Origin of the sequence: Sorangium sp. So ce128, assembly GCF_051525245.1 — a bacterium.
Lineage (GTDB): Bacteria > Myxococcota_A > Polyangia > Polyangiales > Polyangiaceae > Sorangium > Sorangium cellulosum_B.
The window spans coordinates 9159063-9176219 of the sequence record NZ_CP150313.1 but is presented as its reverse complement, the minus strand read 5'-3'; the positions used below and the strand labels follow the sequence as shown (position 1 = coordinate 9176219).

At 70.8% G+C, this 17157-nt stretch carries 17 protein-coding genes; 4 read left to right on the top strand and 13 right to left on the bottom strand.

Annotated elements, in window-relative coordinates; translation table 11 throughout:
- Positions 1 to 60: 60 nt before the first annotated feature.
- Positions 61 to 486, top strand: a complete 426-nt coding sequence (locus WME82_RS34950; RefSeq protein ID WP_437740830.1) for an STAS/SEC14 domain-containing protein — start codon at positions 61 to 63, stop codon at positions 484 to 486.
- Positions 487 to 639: 153 nt separating this feature from the next.
- Positions 640 to 1065: an STAS/SEC14 domain-containing protein gene (locus tag WME82_RS34945; RefSeq protein WP_438038835.1), complete on the top strand. Its 426-nt coding sequence runs from the start codon at positions 640 to 642 to the stop codon at positions 1063 to 1065.
- Between the two features lie 8 nt (positions 1066 to 1073).
- On the opposite strand, the gene WME82_RS34940 is transcribed toward WME82_RS34945, so the two are convergent.
- From WME82_RS34940 to WME82_RS34900, 9 genes are all read right to left on the bottom strand, one after another.
- Positions 1074 to 2678, bottom strand: coding sequence for a S8 family peptidase (locus WME82_RS34940; RefSeq protein WP_438038834.1), 1605 nt, complete (start codon positions 2676 to 2678; stop codon positions 1074 to 1076).
- A gap of 63 nt (positions 2679 to 2741) precedes the next feature.
- Positions 2742 to 3389, bottom strand: a complete 648-nt coding sequence (locus WME82_RS34935; RefSeq protein ID WP_438038833.1) for a hypothetical protein — start codon at positions 3387 to 3389, stop codon at positions 2742 to 2744.
- 437 nt (positions 3390 to 3826) lie between these two features.
- Complete coding sequence (locus tag WME82_RS34930) at positions 3827 to 4306, bottom strand: hemerythrin domain-containing protein (RefSeq protein ID WP_437524352.1); 480 nt, start codon at positions 4304 to 4306, stop codon at positions 3827 to 3829.
- 307 nt (positions 4307 to 4613) lie between these two features.
- Positions 4614 to 5327 carry a pirin family protein gene (locus WME82_RS34925; protein ID WP_437748067.1) on the bottom strand — a complete coding sequence of 238 codons (714 nt, stop codon included), beginning with the start codon at positions 5325 to 5327 and terminating at the stop codon, positions 4614 to 4616.
- 118 nt (positions 5328 to 5445) lie between these two features.
- Entirely contained in the window at positions 5446 to 6405 is a 960-nt protein-coding gene (locus tag WME82_RS34920) for a GNAT family N-acetyltransferase (RefSeq protein WP_438038832.1), read from the bottom strand.
- 70 nt (positions 6406 to 6475) lie between these two features.
- The gene (locus WME82_RS34915) at positions 6476 to 7651 is read right to left on the bottom strand and encodes a hypothetical protein (RefSeq protein WP_438038831.1); all 1176 of its coding nucleotides are present in this window, start codon (positions 7649 to 7651) and stop codon (positions 6476 to 6478) included.
- Positions 7648 to 7878, bottom strand: coding sequence for an acyl carrier protein (locus WME82_RS34910; RefSeq protein WP_438038830.1), 231 nt, complete (start codon positions 7876 to 7878; stop codon positions 7648 to 7650). Before WME82_RS34910 ends, WME82_RS34915 begins: the two co-directional genes overlap by 4 nt.
- 15 nt (positions 7879 to 7893) lie before the next feature.
- Positions 7894 to 8703, bottom strand: a complete 810-nt coding sequence (locus WME82_RS34905) for an acyltransferase (protein WP_438038829.1) — start codon at positions 8701 to 8703, stop codon at positions 7894 to 7896.
- Between the two features lie 315 nt (positions 8704 to 9018).
- A complete protein-coding gene (locus WME82_RS34900) occupies positions 9019 to 10035 on the bottom strand; it encodes a lysylphosphatidylglycerol synthase domain-containing protein (protein ID WP_438038828.1) in 1017 nt (338 codons plus the stop codon).
- Between the two features lie 123 nt (positions 10036 to 10158).
- On the opposite strand from WME82_RS34900, the gene gor reads away from it, so the two are divergent.
- Together gor and WME82_RS34890 are read left to right on the top strand one after the other, a co-directional pair.
- Positions 10159 to 11586: a glutathione-disulfide reductase gene (gene gor, locus WME82_RS34895; RefSeq protein WP_438038827.1), complete on the top strand. Its 1428-nt coding sequence runs from the start codon at positions 10159 to 10161 to the stop codon at positions 11584 to 11586.
- A 148-nt stretch (positions 11587 to 11734) separates the two neighbouring features.
- Positions 11735 to 12325: a DUF420 domain-containing protein gene (locus tag WME82_RS34890; RefSeq protein WP_437544022.1), complete on the top strand. Its 591-nt coding sequence runs from the start codon at positions 11735 to 11737 to the stop codon at positions 12323 to 12325.
- Positions 12326 to 12477: 152 nt separating this feature from the next.
- Here WME82_RS34890 and WME82_RS34885 read toward each other — a convergent pair whose 3' ends face one another.
- The 4 genes from WME82_RS34885 to WME82_RS34870 form a co-directional block, all read right to left on the bottom strand.
- The gene (locus tag WME82_RS34885) at positions 12478 to 13983 is read right to left on the bottom strand and encodes a hypothetical protein (RefSeq protein WP_438038826.1); all 1506 of its coding nucleotides are present in this window, start codon (positions 13981 to 13983) and stop codon (positions 12478 to 12480) included.
- Between the two features lie 99 nt (positions 13984 to 14082).
- A complete protein-coding gene (locus WME82_RS34880; protein ID WP_438038825.1) occupies positions 14083 to 14742 on the bottom strand; it encodes a sulfite oxidase heme-binding subunit YedZ in 660 nt (219 codons plus the stop codon).
- 2 nt (positions 14743 to 14744) lie between these two features.
- Entirely contained in the window at positions 14745 to 15779 is a 1035-nt protein-coding gene (gene msrP / locus WME82_RS34875) for a protein-methionine-sulfoxide reductase catalytic subunit MsrP (RefSeq protein WP_438038824.1), read from the bottom strand.
- 47 nt (positions 15780 to 15826) lie between these two features.
- A complete protein-coding gene (locus tag WME82_RS34870) occupies positions 15827 to 16609 on the bottom strand; it encodes a DUF5995 family protein (RefSeq protein ID WP_438038823.1) in 783 nt (260 codons plus the stop codon).
- Positions 16610 to 17157 lie beyond the last annotated feature (548 nt).

Genomic DNA, 17157 nt, shown 5'->3' with positions numbered 1-17157 from the left:
GCCGTCGCGCAGCGCCGGCGCGCAGGACGCGCTTCGCGGGGATGGGCTACCATGCCTGGCATGAGCGATCCCCGTCCGGCGGGCGCGCGCTTCGAGCTCCGTGAGGAGCCCGATGGCCTCCTGGTCATCGCGACCGACGGCGATGTCCTGGAGGACAACGCGCGCGCGCTCGTGGACGCCTTCCAGCGCCTGACGGACAGCGGCCGCGAGGTCCTGGTGCTCGCCGACGCGCGTCGCTGCGGGGCGGTCACGCCGGCGGCGCGGAAGGTGTACCTGGACGGGCTGCGCTCGGCGCGCCTCGACGGGATCGCGGTCTTCGGAGCGAGCTTCTCCATCCGCGTCATGGCGACGCTCATCGTGAAGAGCATCCACCTCCTCACGAAGCGGTTCCCCTTGCTCGTGTTCTTCGAGACGGAAGCCGAAGCGCGCGCGTGGCTCCTCCAGCAGCGGGGAGCGCTCCGGGCCGGGCGGCGGATCCAGGCGTGACGTCACCCTCCGCGGCGCGCGGACGACCCGGCGCATGCGCGGCCTCGATCCGCGACCCACGCGCTCGATCGGCCGCTTCGCCGGTCGTCGCGGGTGGCGTCCGTGATCGAGCGAACGTCGTACCGCCGCGCAAACGAGCTACCGTGCAACGCCATGAGCGACCCCCGCATCGACGACGCAAGCCGGGCCCTCCGCGAGGACGCCGAGGGGATCCTGTGCACCGCCATCGAGGGCGATATCTCGGACGACACGGCGCGCGCGATCGCCGCCGCGTGCAGGCGCCTGTCGGAGAGCGGCCGCGCGGTCCTCGTGCTCTCCGATGCGCGCCGCACCGGGACCATCTCGGCGTCGGCGCGCAAGGTGATGGCGGACGAGCTCCGCGGCGTGCGCTTCGACGCGATCGCGCTGTTCGGCGCGAGCTTCGCCGTGCGTGTCGTCTCCACGCTCGCCGCGAAGAGCGTGCAGCTCCTGACGAGGCAATCCTATCCGGTCGAGTTCTTCGAGACGGAGGGCGAGGCGCGCGCATGGCTGCTCGCCCGGCGGGATGCGCTCCGGGACACGCGGCGGATCGGAGCGTGACGTCCCCCTCAGCGGCGCGCGCGGGCCGCGCCGCGCCGGCGCGCCGCCGCGGCCAGGCCGAGGAGCGCCGCCGCCGCGAGGCCTCGCCGCTCGCCTGAGCCCGCGCCGGCCGAGGCGCACGCGCAGCCGGCGCGCTGGTCGTCGGCGCCCTCGCCGCCTCCCGAAAGCGGCGGCGGCTCGTCCCCGAGCACCTCCGTGAGCGCCGCGACAGGGTCGATGATCCCGTGCCCGAAGATGGGATCGTGCCCGCTCTCGTCGGGGACCGCGTAGGGCGCCAGCCGCGCCGTCCGGATCATGACGTCGTAGAGCTCGCCCGCCGTCCGCTCGGGCGCGGCGCTCACCAGCAGCCCCGCGACGCCGGCGGCGACCGGGCACGCCGACGAGGTGCCGCCGAACCGGTCAGTGTAGTCGCTCGCGTCGTCCCCCTCGCTCCCGGCGATGTCGGTGCTCAGCGTCCCCGTGGGCGCGACGAGATCGATGGATCTCCCGCGGTTCGTGAACTGCGTCACGTCTTCCAGGTGGTTGACGGCGCCCACGGTAAGGACGCCCCGCACGGCCTGGAGCTCGTCGTCGAGGATCTCCCGGTCGTCGTTGCCGGCGGCGAACAGGACGAGCGCCCCCTTCCCGTTGCGCCCGGCGTCGAACAGGCGGTTGATCGCGGCCTCGACCACCCTGGGGACGGGCATCGGGTCGGCGTACCCCCAGCTGTTCGACACGACGGCGGCGTTCACCTGCAGGGCGAACTCGAAGGCGTCGAGCGAGGCGGAGATCGGCCTCGGCTCGTCGTCGATCAGCCGCACGCACCGCAGCCTGCAGGCGGGGCAGCCGCCCGCGATGCCCACGCCGTTGTTGGTGTCGGCGGCGATCAGGCCCGCGCAGGCCGTCCCGTGGTTCACGCTCTGCTCGCCCGGCTGGTAGGTGGGGTCGTCGTCGTCGTCGATGACGTCCAGGCCTGGATCCATCTTCGCGGCGAGGTCGGGGTGATCGAGGTCGCAGCCGGTGTCGATGACGACGATGGACGTGGCCGCGTCTCCCTGCGTGCGCCCCCAGGCCTCCTGCATCCGGAGGTCGTCGAAGTACCACTGGTCGGGCAGGCGCGGGTCGTCCGGCGCGAACGGCGCGCCGTGCGCCTTGAGGCGCACGTGGAGGTCCGGGATCGCCTCGCGCACGGAGGCCGGCCGCGCCGCGCCCTGGAGGCGCTGGGCGAGGTCGAGGCCATCGCCGCCGCCGGTGTCCCTGACGAGCCACAGCCCGATCGAGGGCATCAGCGGCCTCACCAGCTCCACGCCGGCGGCGCCGAGCGCGTCGAGCGCGTCCTGCGCGCCGGGCTCGACCTCCACGATCGCGGTCGCGCCGACGCTCGCCTCGACCGTCCGGCCGCCTGGATAGCGGAGCCGCACCGGCGCGAGCGCGCGTGGCGTCGAGGTCGCGCCCAGCGCGGCCGGACCGAGCCGCTCGACGGCGACGTGGCGCCCGCCGTCCATGAACCACGCGTCGCTCGCTTCCTCCGCCTCCTCGCGCACGGCCGCGCGCGGGCTGGCGAGGCCGTCGCCCGTCATGGCGGCAAGGAGGAGCGCCGCCGAGGAGAGCACCACCGTCGGCTTGCGTCTCATGGCTCTCCTGGATCTACCGGACCCCGCGGCGCTCGGTCCACCGGAGAGCGCGCCGCGCTCGGGCTAGCCCTTCCCCGGGCCCCGGATCACCATCGACACGAGCAGGTCCCTCATCTTCGAGAGCTCGTCCCGCACCGCTCCGTCGTCGGGGAGCGACGTGAGACGCAGCGTGACGCGCTCCAGGAACTGCTGCCGCGCCCTCTCGAAGCCCGGCACCTGCTGCTCGTGCAGCGCGCAGGTCACCAGCTCGTGATCGAGCAGCCGCCAGAAGAACTTGCCGTCGACGGTCGTGGCGCCGAGCCTCCCCGTGAAGCCGACCACCGCCCGCGCTCCCGCGTCGAGGAGCCTGTCGAACAGCGGGCCGTTCGCGGTCTCGCCGCAGCAGAAATAGAGCACGCGATTGCGCGCCCAGAGCTCGATCTCCTGCGCCGGGCTCTCGTGCGACAGCAGGATGCCATCGGGCGACTCGTCGTCCACAACGCAGCTCGTCTTGCCGTGGGACGACACAACGATCGCCCGGAATGGATTGCCGGTGCTTTCGGCGCGCGCGATCTGGCGGAGTATCCGCCTCCGCTCCGCGCTGGCGCGTCCGAATGGTACGATGGAGAACTGCTCTCCCATACGCCCGTAGAGCTGCGTGCGTCCGGCCGCGAACCACGCGCTGTCCGGGTCGAAGGATGTGTCAATCGAGAGTACAGGTCGAGCCGTCATCCTACCTCCGTCGAAGATCCCCCGGTGAGCGTTGGACATCGCTTGTTCGCGCGCCGGACAGCGTCCGCTGCGCCGAGCAGCTGGCGTACGGCATCAGGCCCTGTCCATCGGCTTCTTCGCAGCATGCTCTCTTCCCGCGGCCATTCCGGACCCCTGCCACGAGACTCGCAGCAGTCTAGAATAACAACCGTAGGGAAACTCCTACTAGAAAAATCGCATTCGCTCCGACGAATTTCTCGGGTTTCTCTGACTTGTAGGGTGGCGCTGGCGCGCGCGTGCGGCTCAGGTTTTTACGTCCGGCTTCAGCACGCGCGTGTTGCGCGAGGGTATCGTTTCTAACAGTCGTCCAGCTGTCCAGCCGTCTCTGCGCTGCGTGTCCGGGCGCTCACGGCACCGGGGGCCACCGGGGAGAGGGGGCTGGAGAGGCAGCGCATGGCTCAGGGGAGGGGCGCTGCGGCGTCGGTCTGGCCCAGGACGAGCCTGCGGGGCTCCCCCTGCTGCAGCGCGCGCATCCTCGCGTGCATCTGCTGCCCGAGCGCTTCGCGCGCGCCGTCGTCAAGGAGCTTCCTGACCTTGGGGAACAGGTGCTCTTCCTCCTCCTTGTGGTGGTGCTCGAGCTGCTCGGCGAGCACATGGAGCTTGGCCCCGAACGTCTCGTCCGCGGCGTCGAGGGCCACGAGATCGGCCAGCACCCGCTTGATGGACAGGTGCTCCTCCAGCGACTCGAGGAGGATATCCTCGGTGCGGCGAGCCCGGACGGCCGGGTAGAAGTCCTGCTCTTCGATCGTGATGTGGGTGGCGAGGAGGTCGGCGGCAGCGGAGAACTGCGCCGCGGTGACGGAAGAGGCCTCCTTCAGCTCGGAGAATCGCTGCTCGAGCTCGCGGTGGTGGCGTACGAGGAGATCGATGGCGTCCATGAGATCTCTATGGAGCGTATACCGCCGGCGAGCAAGCGGGAGAGACGCGCAAAGCCTGCCAGATCGAGATTCACGGATTCAGCCGCCTCGTGGCGCCGGAACAGCAGCGCGTCTGCGGGGGTCGAGCGAAGAGGGATGACGATCATGGCAGTATGTCGCGCCGCCGCCCGCAAGGTGCCTGTTTGCCCCAGGGAGCTCCCTTGCAGGCGGCAGGCCTCTCCTGACGCCGTGGATCATGGGCGCGATCTCCCGCTGTCTCCTCTGTCTCATCGAGCCGCCGGCGAGCGGAGCGCGCGAGAGCCGCCCCTCAGGCGAGGTCGAACAGCAGCACCTCGCCCGCGCCCTTCCCGACGAGGTGGAGCGACTGACCTGCTCCTCCCGCGCCGGGGGCTCCGATGGCCGCCGCGTCGCCGGCCTCGAGCAGCGTCCCGTTCAGCTCGACGCTCCCGCGCGCGACGTGGACCCAGGCGTTTCGGCCGGCCGGGAGCTCGTAGCGCGCCTCTTCGCCTTGCCCGAAGAGCCCCGCGAACAGGCTCACGTCCTGGTGGACCGTGACCGAGCCCTCGCGCCCGTCCTGCGAGGCGACGAGCCGCAGCTTGCCCTGGCGCTCTTCCTTCGAGAACGCCTTCTGCTCGTAGCTCGGCGCAACCCCGCGCCGATCCGGCACGATCCAGATCTGCAGCAGGTGGGTCGGGCCCGCCTTCGAGGTGTTGTGCTCGCTGTGGTACACGCCCGTCCCAGCCGACATGCGCTGCACCTCGCCTGGGCGGATGATCGACCCGTTCCCCATGCTGTCCTTGTGCGCGAGCTCCCCCTCCAGGACATAGGTGATGATCTCCATGTTCTGGTGCGGGTGCATCCCGAACCCCCGCGACGGGGCGACGCGGTCGTCGTTGATGACCCGCAGCGCACGGAAGCCCATGTGCTCCGGATCCTGGTAGTCGGCGAACGAGAACGTGTGGAACGACTGCAGCCACCCGTGGTCGGCATAGCCCCGCTCGCCAGAGCGCCGGATCACCATCGAAGAAGTGTTGTTGCTCATGGCGTCAACATGCGCCTGCCGATCCATCTTGTGAATCGGCATTGTTCTCATGGGAACCATCTGTAATGTAGATGGATGCCCCTGGGACACCGTTGCGTCAGACGACCTCGAGGTTGGTCGTCTCGGCGTCCAGCCAGGGCCCGCCCTTCGGGTGGATCACGAACGCGTCGAACGTCGCGGCCGTCGCGCGCACGCCGGCCGGCCTGAGCTGGTCCTGGGGGACGATCGCCAGGTTCGGCGCGCTCACCGTCGGCGCGGTCGTCTTTCCGTCGAAAGCCTCCGACGCCGCGCGCATCACCGCCGCGAGCCGATCGGCGGTCGGCTCCGGCAGGAAGAGCGCGCCGAGCGTCGCCACGCGGTCGATCCCCCGGGCGGTCGCGATCTCCGACAGGAACACCACCGCGGCGCCGACGGCGCGGCCCGCCTCCTCGACGAGCAGCAGCCGGCGCGGCCGTGGATCGCGGAGGGCGTGCTCGAGGTGCGCCGCGTCGGGCGCCGACCACAGCACGCGCTCGCCGCTGCACGCCGCCATCACGGCGAGCACGTCCTGCACGGCCGATGCCGGCGCGGCCACGGCCCGCGGCGGCGCGGCGCCCGCCCGGGGGAGAAAGCCGTGGTTCCGGCACGCGGTGAGCTGCTTCAGCTCGAGACCCACTGCCGCCACCGCCTTGAAGAGCACGCGCTGCGCGGGCGCGGACCGCGCCTCCACGAACACAGCGATGGGCAGGCGGGTCGTCCGGAGGTCGGCGAGGAGCTCTGTGTACAGCCGGCTCGCCAGCCCTTGCCCCTGGAACTTCGGCCGCACGCTCACGAACGAGAGGACATATCCCTCCGACGTGGCGCCCCGGAACCGGAAGCGGCGCGGCGCGACGCCGATGAAGCCGGCCGGCTCGCCGCCCTTTCGCGCGAGCACGGCCTGCGGCGACGGGCCGGGGAAGCCGAACTGCCATCTCAGGTAGCCGGCCGTGTAATGGAGGGTCGGCGGAGGCCACGCCTCGCGCAGGACGAAGCTGGCCTCCTCCGCCGCCGCGACCGGATCGACGCGCTCGAGCTGCATGGACGCGAAGCCTCTCAGATCCCCCGGGAAAAAGAACTGCGAGCAAGCGACGAAGCGGCGATGCGCCGCTCTACAGGGTTGCCATTTCGGGAGCGCGCCGCACGACATCGGGCCAGCCGGCCGGATCGTCGCCGTGCTGGGCCAGGAACGCGTAGACCCACCGCTCCAGGCCGAACGCGATGCACACGCTGTGCATCGGGCCCGCGCCCTCGACATCGCAGCTGAACGCGCGGCCGAAGAAGTCGGTATGGTAGTTCAGCGAGCCGGCCGCCACGCGCTCGCCCTCCGGGAGCATCAACGAGATCTCGTATTTCGTCTCGCTGCTGATCTGGAAGTACGTCTTGGCGGCCGCGTCCGGCGCGATGAAGAACGGGTCGCTCGCCGTCCGGATCTCGCCGGCGAGCCGGTGCTCGTCGAGGTAGCGCGCCACGATCTCGTTCCCCTGCTCGCGCAGCGCGAGGACGTCCTCCCGCGACCCGAGGAAGACGATCTCCCGCATCGTGAACTCCCAGAGCCGCCGCAGGTCGACCATCTTGCTCGACTCGTAGCGGAAGCAGCGGCCCGCGAGGGCGTAGCGCGCGCCGCCAGCCGGCAGCACCCGGTCCCGGTTCGCCGCGTACACGTGGTAACAGACCGCCGGCGAGAGGCACACCTCCGGCTGCGCCATGTCGCTCAGCGCGCGCTCGTCGAGCGTGTCCCGGTCCTGATGCCGCGCCCGGAAATCCTCGATGAGCGGCATGTCCTCCGGCAGATGGCACGTGAACGTGACGATGTGAGGGAACGAGCGGAAGTAGTCGCACTTCGCCAGCGTCGCCGCCGGGATCAACGTCGGCACGAGGATCGGGCTCGGCGAGAACGGCGCGCCGAGCGCCTCCAGCGAGCGATCGAAGTAGCGGTAGAGCCGCAGCGGGATGCCCTCGAGGGCGACCTGGCCCTGGCCCATCTGCGTGATCCCGGCGGGGAGCGCGCCGCCCCGGAACTCCACCCGATCGCACGCCGGGCTGCGGTACACGAGCTTCCGCGTGAGCTGGCGCAGGCTGCGCTGCATGGTGCGCGCGAGGCCCTCCGCCGCCTTCGCGAGGCCGGCCGCGCGCTCCTCAGGGGCCTCGAACTCCAGCGCGGCGCCCTCGCGGACGAAGCGGATGTTCGCGATCTCCTTCGAGAGGAAGGCGATCTGCTTGGGTATCTCCTCCTGCGCCATCTCGGTCGCAGGCGCCGCGAGCTCGACGGTGACGAGCCTCCTCACGGCGCGAGCTCCTGGATGAGGGAGCTCAGCGCGCGCGGCGTGCGGGCGACGCTGAACCGGTCGTCGGGGAGCGCGACGTTGAACTGGTCCTCCAGCTCGGTGAGCAGCTGGAGCGCTCGAACCGAGGAGAACCCCGCGTCGTAGATGTCGTCATCGGGCTTGATCGCGGCGGGCAAGCGGCCGACCGTGACGATGACATCGATCACCTTCTCCACCTCGATCACCATGAAAGAACTCCAGGGTTAAGATGCGCTGTCGGAGCCCGAGCGACGCGCAGCGTCGTCCGCGCCGTGCCTCATCACACTCGCATCGGCGCGGTCCGCCGCGGGCCCGATGGGCGGCGGCGGCTCGGTCGTCCGGAGTGATGCCACCCGTCGGGCCGGATTGCCAGCGACGACGGTGTACGGAGGGACATCGGCCATCACGATGGAGCCCGCCGACACCACGCTGCCTTCGCCCACCGTGACCCCCGGGAAGATCGTGGACCGGGTCCCGAGCCAGACGTTGTCCTCGATGACGACCGGCCGCACCTCGGCGTCCGAGGGAGGCAGGCCCCGCCTCCGGGCCTCCGGATCGCTCGGGTGGCCGCTCGAGTCGAGGATGAAGACGCCCGCCGCGATCATGCAGTGCTTGCCGATGGTGACCGACTTGCCGACGACGATCCGGCAGCCGTGCCCGATCCCGGTGTTGTCGCCGATCCGCAGCGTGGGGCGGTCGCAGAACCGCGCGGCGAAGATGAAGTCGGTCTTGCCGTCGAGCACCACGTTATCACCGAGGATGATGTCGCCACGCCCATTGATGAAGTGGATGAAGGTCCCCGTCCGGACACCCTTGCCGTACTGCACGCAGTGGGACTTGAAATGCGGTTCGCAGACGAGCACACGCGCACCGAAATAATACACCTCGCGCGCTGCCTCGAACGCCATGCGCATCGGGACCACGAGCGGCCGCGGCGCGGGCAGGGTGAAGCTGAGGACCTGCCGGCGCACGTGGCGTATGGCGCGGGCGACGTCGTGATCGGAGGAGGCGAGGAAACGAACCAGATTCTTCATAGAGGGTCGCTCGGCGCGGACTGGTCCAGTCTGCGATGTTCAGCGGGTCGCACGCGGCCAGAAGGACGAAACGAACGCCAGGGGGCCGGAGACTATAACCCGAAACTCGCCACGCCGAACCTGCTCTTGGCCGACCTATCTCTCTTTGGCCTCCGCAGGGCCTCTTTGGTCTCTGCTGGGCCTCTCATTCGCGTCTGCTGCGCGTCTGCTGGGCCGCTCTTCCGCCGCTCTCCGGCTCTATGGCAAACCATGCGCCAATCGACGTGGCGAGTAGCCTGGTTGCAAGATTTCGAAATAACGTGACGGCGAACCGCGTTACGCCGCGTCATGTCCGGACGGGGGAGCGTCGGTGGGGCGCTTTGCCTCCATATGGGGCAAAACGCCCCGGAGGAGGGCCAGGCCGAGCGCGGCCTCGACGAGGGTGAGCGCCACGGCCCACGTCGTCGTCGAGGCGGCGATGGCGGCCAGGCGTGCGTCGCGCGTCGCGCCGGCCGCGAAGCCCTCGAAGAGCGCGGCGGCGAGCACGTCGCGCGTGCCGAAGCCTTGCGGCGTGATGGGGAGCGTCACCGCCACCATCAGGATCGGGATGTACGTGAGGGCGGCTCCAAGGGGAATGCGCACGTCGAAGAACCAGAAGGGGAGCCAGGTGCCGGCGAACAGGACGAGGAGATGCGGGATGCGCGCGGCGAGGGCGACGAGGTGGCCGCGCACGCCCGCCTCGAAGAGCGGGGCGAGGAGCTTCGCGCGGGCGAGCCGGGCCGGGCGCAGCGCGAGGATCGCAAGGTAGAGCGCGCCCGCCGCGAGGAGCAGGGCGGACCCGGCGAGCGGCCCGCCGTTCGCGGGCACGGCGACGGCGCCGAGGAGGAGCAGGCAGCCGAGCCACGACGCGTACACGACGAGCGTCGCGCCGGCGACGCGCGCGAGCGGCACGGCGTGCACGCGCGCGAGGAAGACCGTGATGAAGGCTTGACCGACGTGGTGGTTGAGCAGCGACGGGAGGTAGGAGGCGCCGCGGAGCACGAGGAAGTCGCGGAAGGCGACGGGCGCGATCAGGCGGCGGTAGACGAGGACGGTCGCGAACGTGTCGGCGCCGAGGAGCGCGAGGACGAAGAGGGCGGCGAAGGCGACGAAGAGCGGGGCGTCGACGCGCGACAGGGCGGCGCGGAAGGCGTCGAAGTCGAGCCGGCCGAGGACGAACGCGACGAGCGCGGCCGCCAGCGCGAAGGGCAGGGCGCGGCGCGCGCGTCCCGCGAGGCGCGGCTGCAGGTCGCCGTCGCGCGGGCGCGGTGGCGGAGCGTCGGCGAAGGTTCCAGTGTGGGGCGAGGAGCGCAACGGCGGGACCGTAGCAGAATCCCCGCGCCAGTGGCCGAGCCGAAGCCGGAGGGAGCGGAGCCCGTCGCGCGCGACCGCACGGCGCGCGGCGACCGCGCCCCACATGGGGCATAGTCGTCCGCCATGTCCAAGTACGATTACGATCTGTTCGTCATCGGCGCCGGCTCCGGCGGCGTGCGCGCAGCCCGCATGGCCGCTTCCTACGGCGCCCGGGTCGCCGTCGCCGAGTCGCGCCACCTCGGCGGCACCTGCGTCAACCTGGGGTGCATCCCGAAGAAGCTCCTCGTCTACGCCTCGCACTACGCCGAGGACTTCGAGGACGCCGCCGGTTACGGCTGGACGGTGCCCGGCCACGGCGCCAGCGGGAACGGGCACGCCGGCCCGTCGTTCGACTGGTCGACGCTCCTCCGCAACAAGGACAAGGAGATCGAGCGCCTGAACGGCGTCTACGAGAGACTCCTGAAGAACTCGGGCGCCGACGTCCGGCGGGGGCACGCCCGGGTCGTCGATCCCCACGCCGTCGAGATCGACGGCGCCAGGATCACCGCCGAGCGGATCCTCGTCGCGACCGGCAGCTACCCCTGGATCCCCGATCTCCCCGGGCGCGAGCTCGCCGTCACCTCCGACGACCTGTTCCACTTCGAGACGATGCCGCGGCGGGCGGTCATCGTCGGGGGCGGCTACATCGCGGTCGAGCTCGCCGGCATCCTGCACGGCCTCGGGGCCAAGGTGTCGCTGATCCACCGCGGCCTGCACCTCCTGCGCGGCTTCGACGACGACGTCCGGGCGTTCCTGGCCGCCGAGATCCAGAAGAAGGGGCTCGACCTCCGCCTGGGCGCGAGCGTCGAGAGCATCGCGCGGCAGGGCGACGCGCTCGTCGCGACGCTCGCCGACGGCACCGAGCTCGCGGCCGACTGCGTGCTGTACGCGACGGGGCGCCTGCCGAAGACCAAGGGGCTCGGCCTCGAGGAGGTCGGGGTGAAGCTCGACGAGGAGGGCGCCGTCGTGGTGGACGACGCGTTCCAGACGTCGGTCCCGTCCATCTATGCGCTCGGCGACGTGATCTCGCGCGTGCAGCTCACGCCCGTGGCCATCGCCGAGGCGATGGCGCTGGTGAAGACGCTCTTCCGCGGCGAGCGCGCGCGCGTGGACTACGCCGGCATCCCGACCGCCGTCTTCAGCCAGCCGAACGTCGGCACCGTCGGCCTGTCCGAGGCGCAGGCGCGAGAGCACCACGACGTCGCCATCTACCTCTCGACCTTCCGCGCGCTCAAGCACACCCTCTCCGGGCGCGAGGAGAAGACGATGATGAAGCTCGTCGTCGACCGCGCGACCGACCGGGTGCTCGGCGTCCACATGGTCGGGCCCGACGCCGGCGAGATCGTCCAGGGGTTCGCCGTCGCGCTGAAGTGCGGCGCGACCAAGGCGCAGTTCGACGCGACGATCGGCATCCACCCGACCGCTGCCGAGGAGTTCGTGACCATGCGCGAGCCGCTGCGGAACGCAGATCGCAGCCCCACGCCGATGGGGATCGCGCCGAGCTCCGCGTAGCCCGGGGTCACTCGGGGCGGCGCCGTCCGCGCCCGTCCGCTTCGGTCCGTCTGCGAGCGCTGGCGGTCGTCTCCGTCCGCTTCCGTCCGCTGCCGTTCGCTGATCCGAGCTCGCCCGCTCGCGTTCGCGCTCGGCGCGCTCCTCTGGTATGGACCGCGCGATGTCGTCCCACGCCTCGAGCCACTTGAAGCCGGTCGGCCTGCTCGCCCGCACCAGCGACCGATCGTTCTACGCCTTCAATGCCGTGCTCTCCGCGGCCGCGCTGGCGTTCCTCGCCTACATCCTCATCATCCGGCGGGGCGCGGGCGGCGCGGATCTCCGCTTCATGCCGCCGCTGAACGCCGCCTTGAACGCGACGGCCGCCACGCTCCTCGTCGCGGGCTGGATCGCGATCAAGCGCCGCGCGATGGTCGTGCACAAGTACCTGATGGTCTCGGCGTTCGCCGCCTCGTCGCTGTTCCTCGTCGGCTACCTCGCCTATCACTTCGTCCACGGCGACACGAAGTACCAGGGCACCGGGCCGCTGCGCGCCGTCTACTTCGCCGTCCTCATCTCGCACATCGTGCTCTCGGCGGGCATCGTGCCGCTCGCGCTGACGTCGTTCTACTTCGCCTACAAGGCGAACTTTGCGAAGCACGCCAAGGTCGCGCGGGTGACGCTGCCCCTCTGGCTCTACGTCTCCGTCACCGGGGTGCTCATCTATTTCATGCTGCGTGGGAGCACCCCCGCGGTGCCGTGAGCGGCGGTCACCCGCTTCGGATACGGGCCCATCTCGACGTTTTCGGTGCTCAGCGCACCGGAGTGCGCTTCCGCGCCGAAAACGCCGATCTGGGCCCGTCTCCTGTGCGGGTGACCGCCGCTCTGCGACGCTACAGGGCGGGGGGAACCGCTCTAGAAGTCCTTGATGCTGCCGCGCCGCGCCTGGAAGCCTCCGAAGACGTACCGGTAGGCCGAGAGCACCGCGTACGAGAGCTCTTCGTACTGGTAGATCTCCTCCATCAGCGGGATCGGGTCCTGATAGAGCGTGTCGCTCGCCACGATCCTGGGCCACGGCAGGCGGTCCGGGTCGGCGCCAGGGACGCCGGCCTCCTTCATGACCTTGAGGAACTCGTGGGCGAGGAGGCCCTGGCCGATGACGCTCGGGTGAACGCCGTCGAGGCTGACGATGCCGCCGGCCTTGCGGCGCCCGGCGCGATCGACGTGGTAGAAGCGGGTGTCCATCGGCGGCGCGACGTTGGCCGCGAAGTACGCGGGGAACTCGTACGACGGCTCGCCGCCGGTGCGCCGGTACGCGAGCCGGTCCAGGCCGCCGGAGACGTCGACGAGGTGATACCGGGGCGTGCGGTGGCGGGCGTTCCTCTCCTCGATGAGCCGGACGAGCTGCGCGTTGCAGGCGTCGACCGTCTCGTCGATGCGCCGCGCGTCCGCCGCGGTGAGGTGCGGCGCGCCCGCCTCGATCAGGCGGGTGCCCCGAGCGAGCGGGGGATAGGTGTAATAGGGGTAGTAGCGCGGTAGGCCGGGCAGCGGGTCGCCGACGCCCGTGGCGATCGGCACGATCGTCACGTGAGGCACGTTGGCCACGAACACCCGCCAGCCGGGGCTCTCGTTGCGCCGCATCAGGGTGTCGACCCGGTCGAGCAGCTCGCCGTACTCGGCGACGAAGTCGTCGGGCATCCAGAGGTTCCACTGCGCTCGGGTCCGCTCGTCGAAGCTGAGCGAGGCCGGCCGCCGCTCGGGCCTGTCCTCGGTCGCCGCGACGCTGAGGAGGATCGCCGAGCCGACCGCGTTGTTGGGGCCGAGCCAGAGGAGGAGGTTCTCGACGCCCTCGCCGCGCGCGTGGTGGCCGAGCCAGTCGAGCTGGCTGTACCCGTCGAGGCGCTCGTCCCGCGACGGGTTGAGGACGCGGAGCGCGGTCCGGTAGAACGCCGCGTTGGGCCCCTGGAAAAAGCCGTCCTTGGCGCCGGGCGCCGCCGCGATCCGCTCCCTGCAGAGCCTCGGGGTCACGAGCCACGCGTCGGCCACGTCGAAGCCGTACACCGAGACGTTGTGAAACCAGGGCACGCTCCCGCCGCGGTAGCGGCCGGCCCCCTCGCCGCGCTCGTAGTACTCCTCGGCCACGTCGAGCACGCGGTTGATCTCCAGGAGGACGGCGGCCCACTCGAGCCTGTCGATCGTGGTGCCAAAGGCGAGCTGGAGGCGGCGGAGCACCACCTCCAGATCGAGCAGCAGCCCGTGGGCCGGGTAGTCGGGCACGCGGTACGCCGGGCTCGACAGCGCGTCGCCGACGTCGACGCCGAGCGCATGCGCGATCCACGTGGAGTAGGCGAGCTGGGTGCGCGCCGCGCCGAGCGACATGAAGCCTTGAGAGATGCTGTCCCCGATGGTGAAGAGCCTCATGATGCCGTCCTCACGCGTTCCACGTCGAAGCCCCATGGTATCCGAACGCGCGGAGCCGCGCGGCAGGTTCGTCGCGCGGCGACGGCGCGACGCTGGCGCTCAGCGCCGCGCCGCGCGTCTGCGCAGGATGGCGCTCGCGCCGCGCACGGCGAAGAGGAGCGCGAGCAGCGCCGCGTAGATCATCGGCTCTGTCGCGTCCTTCTTCACGCGGAGGAAGAAGTGCACGATCCCGAGGACGGCGGCGGCGTAGGCGAGGCGGTGCAGGCGCTTCCAGCGCGCGGCGCCGAGGCGCTTCAGCATGCGCGCGGTCGACGTGGCCGCGAGCGGGACGAGCACGAGGAGCGCGACGAAGCCGGCGAGGATGAAGGGGCGCTCCGTGATGTCCTCGACGATCGCGCGTACGTCGAGGCCCTGATCGACGATCGCATACGTCAGGAAGTGGGCGCACGCGTAGAAGAACGCGAGCAGCCCGAGCGCCTTGCGGATACGCAGCGGAAAGGTCCAGCCCGACACGAGCTTGAGCGGCGTCGCCGCCAGCGAGGCGACGAGCAGCACGAGCGCGAGCAGGCCGAGCTGGTTCAGCGCCTCGGCGACGGGGTCCGGGCCGAGCGCCCCGGCTCCGGCGCGCAGGCCGAGCACGACCAGCGGGATCAGCCCGCCGGCGACGACCGCGGGCGGGAGCCAGCCGAGCTTCCGGCCAGCCGGTACACCGGCGGCGACAGCGCGCGGCGGCGACATCGTCCTCGCTTGCGCGCGCATCGTCAGAAGCTCTCCCGCAGGTCCATCCCGCTGTAGAGGCCGGCGACCTCCTCCGCATAGCCGTTGAATGGCAGCGTGGGGCGGCGACGCAGCTCACCGATCCTCCGCTCCGTCGCCTGGCTCCAGCGCGGGTGATCCACCGCGGGGTTCACGTTCGCATAGAACCCGTACTCGTCCGGCGCGGCGCGGCTCCAGCTCGTCGCCGGCTGCCGCTCGGTGAGCTTGATGCTGACGATCGATTTGCACCCCTTGAAGCCGTACTTCCACGGCACCACCAGGCGAATGGGCGCTCCGTTCTGGCCGAGCAGCGATTTGCCGTAGAGGCCCACGGCCAGCATCGTGAGAGGGTGCATGGCCTCGTCGATCCGGAGCCCCTCGACGTAAGGCCACTCGAGCACGTCGCTCCGCTGGCCGGGCAGCTGCTCCCGATCGAGCAGCGTGGTGAACTGGACGTACCGGGCGCGGGAGGTCGGATCGAGGCGCCTGAGCAGCGCGCCCAGCGGGAACCCGAGCCAGGGGATCACCATCGACCACGCTTCGACGCAGCGCATTCGATAGACGCGCTCCTCCAGGGGAAACCATCGGAGGAGGGTGTCGAGGTCGATGACCTCGGGCTTCTTCACCTCTCCCTCGCACGCGATGGCCCAGGGGCGGAGCCTGAGCCGTCCGGCGTTCTGGGCCGGCTCCGACTTGCTCAGGCCGAGCTCGTAGAAATTGTTGTACGAAACGATGTCCTCGTAGGAGGTCCGCGCTTCGTCGGTGACGAACGGGTCTCTCGAGCTCGTCCCGGAAGACGACGCGCCGGCGGCCAGCGGCCCCGGCGGCGCTGCCGCGCTGCCGAGCGGCGTGGCCTCGCCGCCGGGGGCGCCGGCCGCCGAGAGGCGCGCCGCTCCGCCCGTGAGCCAGACGAGGCCGCCGCCGATGGCCGACGCGGTGCCGGCGAAGAGCGCCGCGTTCTTGAGGAGCTCGCGCCGCCGCAGGTAGAGCGCTGGAGGGGTGATCTCGCCGGCGGGCGGTTCCTTGGGCAGCTTGCTCATGCCCCCATTCTACGATCGGGCGGGGCTCCGGTTGCGGTCGGCCGCGATCACGCGGCCCTTGACAGGAGGCGGAGCGCCGTATGCGGCGCCTGGTGGAGCGAGGGCAGCGCGAGCATCTGGGCGATGCGCGTGGAGCGCCGCTCGATCCCGCGGGAGAGCGCCGCCCGCTCGCTCCCGCTGCGCGCGGCGAGGAGCGACAGGACGTCGTCCCAGACCCGCTCGCGCCACCGCGAGAGCATCTCCATCGACACCCAGACCGCGACCTCCGGCGCGGTCTCCAGGAAGAACGCGCTGAGGGGGCAGCCATGCCGCGCGGTGAGGCGCGCGAGCGCCTCGATGACCGAGGCGCGGAGCAGCGTATTGATCTGATCGTGATCGTGCTTGAGCCGCGCGAGCATCGCCCGGTCGGCGCCGTGCCCGAACTCGACGATCGTCGCGTGGATCCCGAAGATCAGGTCGTAGTTGATGTGGGCGCTGAAGCCGAGCAGCGCGTTCTGCACGGGGGGCGTGAACCGCGACGCCGTGCTCGCGTACGCGATGTGCCAGGCGCCGCAGTCCTGCGCCGCGCCCCGATCGTACGAGCCGAGCGTCTCGAGGTACCGCTCGCAGAACCGGCCCGCGAGGCGCGAGATCCACGCCGGCTCGAGGAACATGCCATCGCGTCGCTCGACCTGCGCCGCGACCGCGCGCGTGACGATACCGTAGACGTCGGTGAAGGCCGCTCGCCGATCCCCCGCGGCGAGGAGCCGAGCCGTCACGGTGTCGAGAGCAACGGCAGCATCGTGGACGCTCGTCGGATGCAGATTAAGGCCGTCGATGCAGCACCTCATGAAGTTCCCCTCCTACTTCTTCGCTCGTGCAAGAGACCTGTCTGACGTTCGAACTCCCGCATCCGACCAGCCTCGCAGACCCCGGCGCGCATCGGAGACGCGCAGCACGAACGGTGCAGCAGGGCGCCGTCAGGCGATCTGCCCGGCCCCCGTGGGTCTGGTCTGTGGTCCCGGTGCGCGTCGTTCCCATGTGGAAAGCGGATCTCCTGACCCGCCGGGAGAAAGGTCGCCGCGGCCGTTGCCTCTGGCTTCTCCTCCTGCCGGCCCTCCCCTCGAACCGGCTTCCGCAGAAGAGCGATACTCGATGCGATCCTCGACGCGCTCGCCGCGGGATGCCCCCCCTCGCTGCGGCGCTCTAAGTTCGACCTAGTCTACGACATGGTGTGGGGTGACCACAATTGTCTTATGACGTCTGATCCCGTTCAGGACAATTTCGAGGTTATTCTAACTCGTGACCTCGAACAAGTGCCTGTTGACCCTGACACGTTTCATTGAGGCGCGGGAGAGCGCCACGGCATCTTCGCGGTTGCGCTGCTACTGGAGCGACG